Origin of the sequence: Allobosea sp. TAB14, assembly GCF_052113865.1 — a bacterium.
GTDB classification, from domain to species: domain Bacteria; phylum Pseudomonadota; class Alphaproteobacteria; order Rhizobiales; family Beijerinckiaceae; genus Allobosea; species Allobosea spartocytisi.
This window is the reverse complement of sequence record NZ_JBFRDQ010000230.1, coordinates 1-6,105: the sequence shown is the minus strand read 5'-3', so window position 1 is coordinate 6,105 and position 6,105 is coordinate 1. Positions and strand designations below refer to the sequence as shown.

Sequence of the window (6,105 nt, the reverse complement as noted above, 5' to 3'; positions counted from 1 at the left end):
GTGGAGCACGACCCAGTCGCCCTCTTCCAGATAGGCGATGAGGTTGGTGAAGGGCRCGAGCGCCAGCGCATCCGAACCGAGATACATCTCGCCATCGCCGATGCCGACCGCCAGCGGCGAGCCCTTGCGGGCGCCGATCAGCAGGTCTTCCTCGCCCTGGAACAGGAAGGCGAGCGCGAAAGCGCCATGCAGAAGCGGGAGGCTCGCAGCCACCGCATCAGACGGAGACTTGCCGCGATCAAGCTCGCGGGTGACGAGATGCGCAACGATCTCGCTGTCGGTCTCGGTCTCGAAGACATAGCCATCGGCCTGGAGATCGGCGCGCAATTCGCGGAAATTCTCGATGATGCCGTTATGGACCACCGCGAGCTTCGACGTCGCGTGTGGGTGGGCGTTGACCTCGTTGGGCTTGCCGTGGGTCGCCCAGCGGGTGTGGCCGATGCCGACCAAGCCTTCGAGCGGCTCGTTCGACAGGCGAATCTCGAGATTCTTGAGCTTGCCCTCGGCGCGTCGGCGGGTGAGCTGGCCGCCCTCGAGCGTCGCGACGCCCGCTGAATCGTAGCCGCGATACTCCAGCCGCCTGAGCGCTTCGACGACCTGCGTCGCCACTGCTTCCTTGCCCAGAATCCCGACGATGCCGCACATGGGCGATCCCCTTCAGCCATTGCTATAGGCAAAGCGCATAGCCGCGAAACGCGCGCGGACCCAATCACTATGCGTGACGAACTGTGAACGGCGACTTGCCGCTTTGACGCGATTCGCGACCTATTCCGCCGCTTTCTTGGCCGCTTTGCGGGCGAGCGAGGCTTCCCGGAACCTCTTGGCCCAGCCAGCCTTCTCCACTTGCTGGCCGCGGCCGATGGCGAGCGCATCGGGAGCCACATCATTGGTAATGACCGAGCCGGAGCCGACATAGGCACCATCGCCGATCGTAACGGGCGCGAYGAGCGCGGAATTCGAGCCGATGAAGGCGCCGGCTCCGATCGTCGTCCGGGACTTGAAGAAGCCGTCATAGTTGCAGGTGATGGTGCCGGCGCCAATATTCGCCGCCGCGCCGACCGAAGCATCGCCGATATAGGTCAGATGGTTGATCTTCGCGCCGACACCGATCTCGGCCGCCTTGATCTCCACGAAGTTGCCGGCCTTGGCCTTTTCCGCGAGCTTCGTGCCGGGGCGCAGGCGGGCGAAGGGGCCGACCATGGCGGCGGGCCCGATCTCGGCGCCCTCGAAATGCGAGAAGGCATGGATCACGGCGCCGTCAGCGATGCTGACTCCGGGGCCGAAGAAGCAGTTGGGCTCGATCAGGACATCGCCGCCGACTTGCGTGTCGAAGCTGAAGAAGACGGTTTCGGGCGCGATCAGCGTCGCTCCCTCCGCCATCACGGCAAGGCGCTTGCGCCGCTGGAATTCGGCTTCGGCGCCAGCGAGTTGAGCGCGGTCGTTGACGCCGTGGACCTCGCTCTCGGGGGCACGCAGCACGATGGCCGAAAGCCCGCGCGAACGGGCGACCGCGACGGCATCGGTCAGGTAGAACTCGCCTTGGGCGTTGTCGTCGCCGATCGCTTCGAGAATCTCCAGCGCGCGGGCGCCTGACAATGCCATCAGCCCGGCGTTGCAGAGCGTGATCGCGCGCTGCTGCTCCGTCGCGTCCTTGTGCTCGACGATGGCCTCGAGCTCACCATTCCGCTCGACGAGCCGGCCATAGCCGGTCGGGTCCTGCGCCTCGAAGCCGAGCACGACGACGGCCGCGCCCGCGGCCAGGCCGGCGCGCAGCGCAGCGAAGGTCTCGGGCAGCACCAGGGGCGTATCGCCGAAAGCGACGATGACGTCGTCATAGCCGCGGCGCAGGCTCTCGCGTGCCGCCAGCACGGCATGGGCGGTGCCGCGCCGCTCCTGCTGGATCGCGAGCTCGGCCGTCGGGAACCAATGCTGGGCTTCGCGGCCGACCTCCGACCGGTCCGGCCCGATCACGACCACGGCCGCCTCGGCGCCGGCTTCGGCGACCGCCGAGAGGGCGTGCCCGAGCAGGGATCGCCCGCCGACCTCGTGCAGCACCTTCGGGCGCTGCGATTTCATGCGCGTTCCCTCGCCGGCTGCCAGAACAATGGCGAGACAGGACCGGGTGGGCTGCATTTCGGTCATGTTTCTCGTTTCCTGTCTGTGCGAGCCGCGATATCCGCGGTCGTTTCATCGCATGATGGCATTGCAGGCCGCGTGGATAGCCGATCCAGGCAGCATTTGCCAAAGTCATCGCACGATAAAAAGGGGCCATTCTCATGACCAACGGCACATAGCCCGCCGACCGACCGGCAACCGCATCCGTCAAAAGCATGGCCGGCGAGATTTTTCCGCTCGCCACCGCTTTTCACCGGCCTTGGAAATGCTCTAGAAGCGCGGAGGACGAGGGCGTCGTCCGCGTAGTTTGGACCACATGGCGAAGTCATTGAATCGCAGGCAATTTCTGGAAGCCGCCGCTGGCGGCGTAGCGCTGGCGTCGCTGGCTGCTTCCGCGTCCGCCCAAACTCAGACAGGCGCCGCAGCCTTCAACATTCCCAGCCTCGCCGACGGGCAGCGCTTCGACCCTTCGCTGGTCGTCGATGCCGCGCGCATGCTGGCGCAAAAACCGCTAATACCGCTCACGGCGACGGATCTGCCCGAGGGCTACGCCACGCTGCCCTTCGACCAGTATTCCGGCATCCGGATGCAGCCCGCTGCCGCGATCTGGGCCGGCGAGAATCGCGGCTTCACCGTCGAGCCCCTGCATCGCGGCTATGTCTTCGCGAACCCGGTCAGCCTTTTCACCGTCGAGGACGACATGGTGCRCCGGGTCGCCTTCGACCGGAGCAAGTTCGACTATGGGCGGGTCGCCCCGCCCCCGGACAATGCCGATCTGCAGTTTTCCGGCATGCGAATCTCGGCGGGGCTGGAGCGCCCCTTCGAGGTCGCGAGCTTCCAGGGCGCAACCTTCTTCCGCGCCCTCGCCCGCGGGCAGAATTTCGGCGCGATGGCGCGCGCCCTGATCCTGCGGCCCGGCGAGCAGCGCGGCGAGGAAATCCCCTTCTTCCGCGCCTTCTGGATCGAACGACCGAACCCCGCCACCGCCGCGCTGGTCATTCACGGCCTGCTCGATTCGGAGAGCGTCAGCGGCGCGGTGCGGATGACCCTGCGGCCCGGCGACGTCACCTTCATGGATGTCGAGATGACGCTGTTCGCGCGTCAGGCGCTCGACCATGTCGGCTTCGGCTGCGCGACCGGCATTTTCCTCTCCGGCCCGCAGAGCCGGCGAACCTTCGACGACATCCGCCCGGCGATCTACGAGGTTTCGGGCGTACAGATGCAGTCGGGCTCGGGCGAGTGGATCTACCGGCCGCTCAACAACCCGGCCAATCTCCAGGTTTCCTCCTTCGTCGACCAGAATCCCAAGGGCTTCGGGCTGATGCAGCGCGAGCGCGACGCGGCCGCCTTCCAGGACGATGATCAGCGCTTCGAGCTGAGGCCCAGCGTCTGGATGGAGCCGCTCGGCGACTGGGGCGCGGGTTCGATCCAGCTCATTGAGATTCCCAGCGATTCCGAGGCGAACAGAAACATCATCATGTACTGGCGGCCGAAGCAGCCATTGGCCGCGGGCAGCGAAGTCTCGATGAGCTATCGGCAGGCCTGGTGCTGGCAACCGCCGGATCGCCCGGACCTCGCCGTCGTAACCCGGATGAGACAGGGCAAGGGCTCGCAAGGCCGCCGCCGCCGCTTCCTGCTCGAGTTCACCGGGGGCAAGCTGGGCGATGCCGCAACCGTAGCCGCGATCCGCGCCGCGGTCTCGACCGCTCCGGGCTCGATCCAGAACATCCGCCTTTGGCCTTATCCCGAACGCAAGCAGATGCGCGTCGGCTTCGAGGTCGACCCCGGCAACGACAATCTCTGCGAGCTGCGGCTCGTCCTGCAAGCAGGCGGTCAGGCCGTCTCTGAAACCTGGTTGGACCGATGGACGTGGTAACCGCGCCCCGCCCGAGCGCCGCGGGCACCGACATGCGTGCACTCGTCTCGCGCGAGCCGGCGACGCCGCCGGAGAGCCGCCTCGTCATGCCCGTGCAGTCCTTCCGGAGCTGGAAGGCGTCGGACCGCCGCGAGCCGGCCGCTCCGCGCGACTGGAAGACGCCGTGGCTGAAGCGCCTCTTCGTCTTCGGCGGCGGGCTGGCGCTCACGGCCTATGGCGCCTGGGAAATGTACCATGTCGTGTCGGTCAGCCGCACGACCTCGCTGCAGTACGTCCTGCTCCTGCTGTTCACGATCAATTTCTCGTGGATCGCGCTGGCCTTCACCAGCGCGCTCCTCGGGTTCTTCGGCGTGCTGTTCGGCGTCGGACGGGCCGAGCGGGCCGAAAGCCTGAAGCATCGCACCGTCGTGGTGATGCCGATCTACAACGAGTCCTCGGCACGGACCTTCGCCGCGGTCGCCGCGATCCGCGAATCCGTCGAGGCGACCGGGCTCGGCGAGCATTTCGATTATTTCATCGTCTCCGACACGACCAATCCCGACATCTGGGTCTCCGAGGAACGCGCCTTCCTGGCTTTGCGCGAGCGGCTCGGTCCGAATTCGCGGGTCTATTACCGCCACCGGCCTAAGAACCATCACCGCAAGGCCGGCAACATCGCCGATTTCGTGACGCGCTGGGGCGGGCATTACGAGCAGATGATCGTGCTCGATGCCGACAGCCTGATGACCGGCAGCTGCATCGTGCGCCTCGCCGCCGCGATGGAAAACGATCCCGACGCCGGTATCATCCAGTCGCTGCCGCTGATCATCAACCGCAACACCTTCTTCGCGCGGCTCCAGCAGTTCGCGGCGCGGGTCTACGGCCCGGTCATCGCCACCGGGCTCGCCATGTGGTCGGGCCGCGACGGCAATTACTGGGGCCACAACGCCATCATCAGGACGCGCGCCTTCGCCGAGCATTGCGGCCTGCCGGACCTGAAGGGCAAGCCGCCCTTCGGCGGCCATGTGCTCAGCCACGATTTCGTCGAGGCGGCGCTGATCCGTCGCGCCGGCTGGTCGGTCTACATGCTGCCGGACCTGACGGGCTCCTATGAGGAAAGCCCGCCCTCGCTGATCGACATCTCCGTGCGCGACCGGCGCTGGTGCCAGGGCAATCTCCAGCATTCGCGCATCATCGGCGCGAAGGGCTTCGTCCTGCCGACGCGGCAGCATTTCGCCACCGGCATCATGGGCTATCTCGCCTCGCCCTTCTGGCTGATGCAGCTCGTCGTCGGTATCCTGATCGTGCTGCAGGTCAACTACGCGCGGCCCGAGTACTTCACGCAGGAATTCACGCTCTTCCCGGTCTGGCCGCGGTTCGACCCCGAGCGCGCCTTGCGGCTGTTCGCGCTGACCATGGCGATCCTGCTGGCGCCGAAGCTGTTCGGCCTCCTGCTGACGCTGTTCAACAACAAGCTGCGCCGGGCCGGCGGCGGCGCCATCCGGCTGATCCTGTCCTCGCTGATCGAGGTGCTGTTCTCGGCCTTCTTCGCGCCGATCATGATGCTGATCCAGTCGGGTTCGGTCTTCCAGATCCTGCTCGGGCGCGACACCGGCTGGAATCCGCAGCGTCGCGACGACGGCTCGATCCCGCTCAACGACATCATCCGCCGGCATCGCACTCACACGGTTCTCGGCGTGGTGACGGGCCTCTCGGCCTTCATGATCGCGACTGCACTCTTTGCCTGGATGTCGCCGACGATCGTCGGTCTCGTTCTGGCGATCCCGCTGTCATGGGCCTCGGGCCAGCTCGGCATCGGACTCTGGCTGAAGCGCCGCGGGCTCCTGCTGACGCCGGAGGAAGGCGATCCGCCATCGGTCGCCCTTCGCGCCAATGAATTGCAGACCGAGTTCGCCCAGGCCGGCTTCGACGATGCCGACGGGCTGAAAGCGATCCATGCCGATCCCGAGCTTCGGCATGCGCATGAGCTGATGCTGCCCGACAGCCATCCGCGTCGGCGCGGCGAGATCGACCCCGAGCGCGCGGTGGCGCAGGCCAAGCTCGTCGATGCGGAGACGGTCGATGACGCCGTGATCTGGCTGAAGCCCAAGGAGCGCATGGTCGTGCTGCATGAC

General features: G+C 66.6%; 4 protein-coding genes. 2 read left to right on the top strand and 2 right to left on the bottom strand.

What is annotated here, in order from left to right; genetic code table 11:
- Together AB4Y99_RS24620 and glmU are read right to left on the bottom strand one after the other, a co-directional pair.
- A partial coding sequence (locus AB4Y99_RS24620) for a glutamine--fructose-6-phosphate aminotransferase (protein WP_465248679.1) occupies positions 1–645 on the bottom strand: 645 nt, incomplete at its 3' end.
- 120 nt (positions 646–765) lie between these two features.
- Entirely contained in the window at positions 766–2,133 is a 1,368-nt protein-coding gene (gene glmU, locus AB4Y99_RS24615; protein WP_441525167.1) for a bifunctional UDP-N-acetylglucosamine diphosphorylase/glucosamine-1-phosphate N-acetyltransferase GlmU, read from the bottom strand.
- A 310-nt stretch (positions 2,134–2,443) separates the two neighbouring features.
- On the opposite strand from glmU, the gene AB4Y99_RS24610 reads away from it, so the two are divergent.
- Complete coding sequence (locus AB4Y99_RS24610) at positions 2,444–3,991, top strand: OpgD/OpgG family glucan biosynthesis protein (RefSeq protein WP_441525166.1); 1,548 nt, start codon at positions 2,444–2,446, stop codon at positions 3,989–3,991.
- Positions 3,979–6,105: glucans biosynthesis glucosyltransferase MdoH (gene mdoH, locus AB4Y99_RS24605; RefSeq protein ID WP_441525165.1), on the top strand; the 2,127-nt coding region annotated here is incomplete at its 3' end. The genes AB4Y99_RS24610 and mdoH, both read left to right, overlap by 13 nt.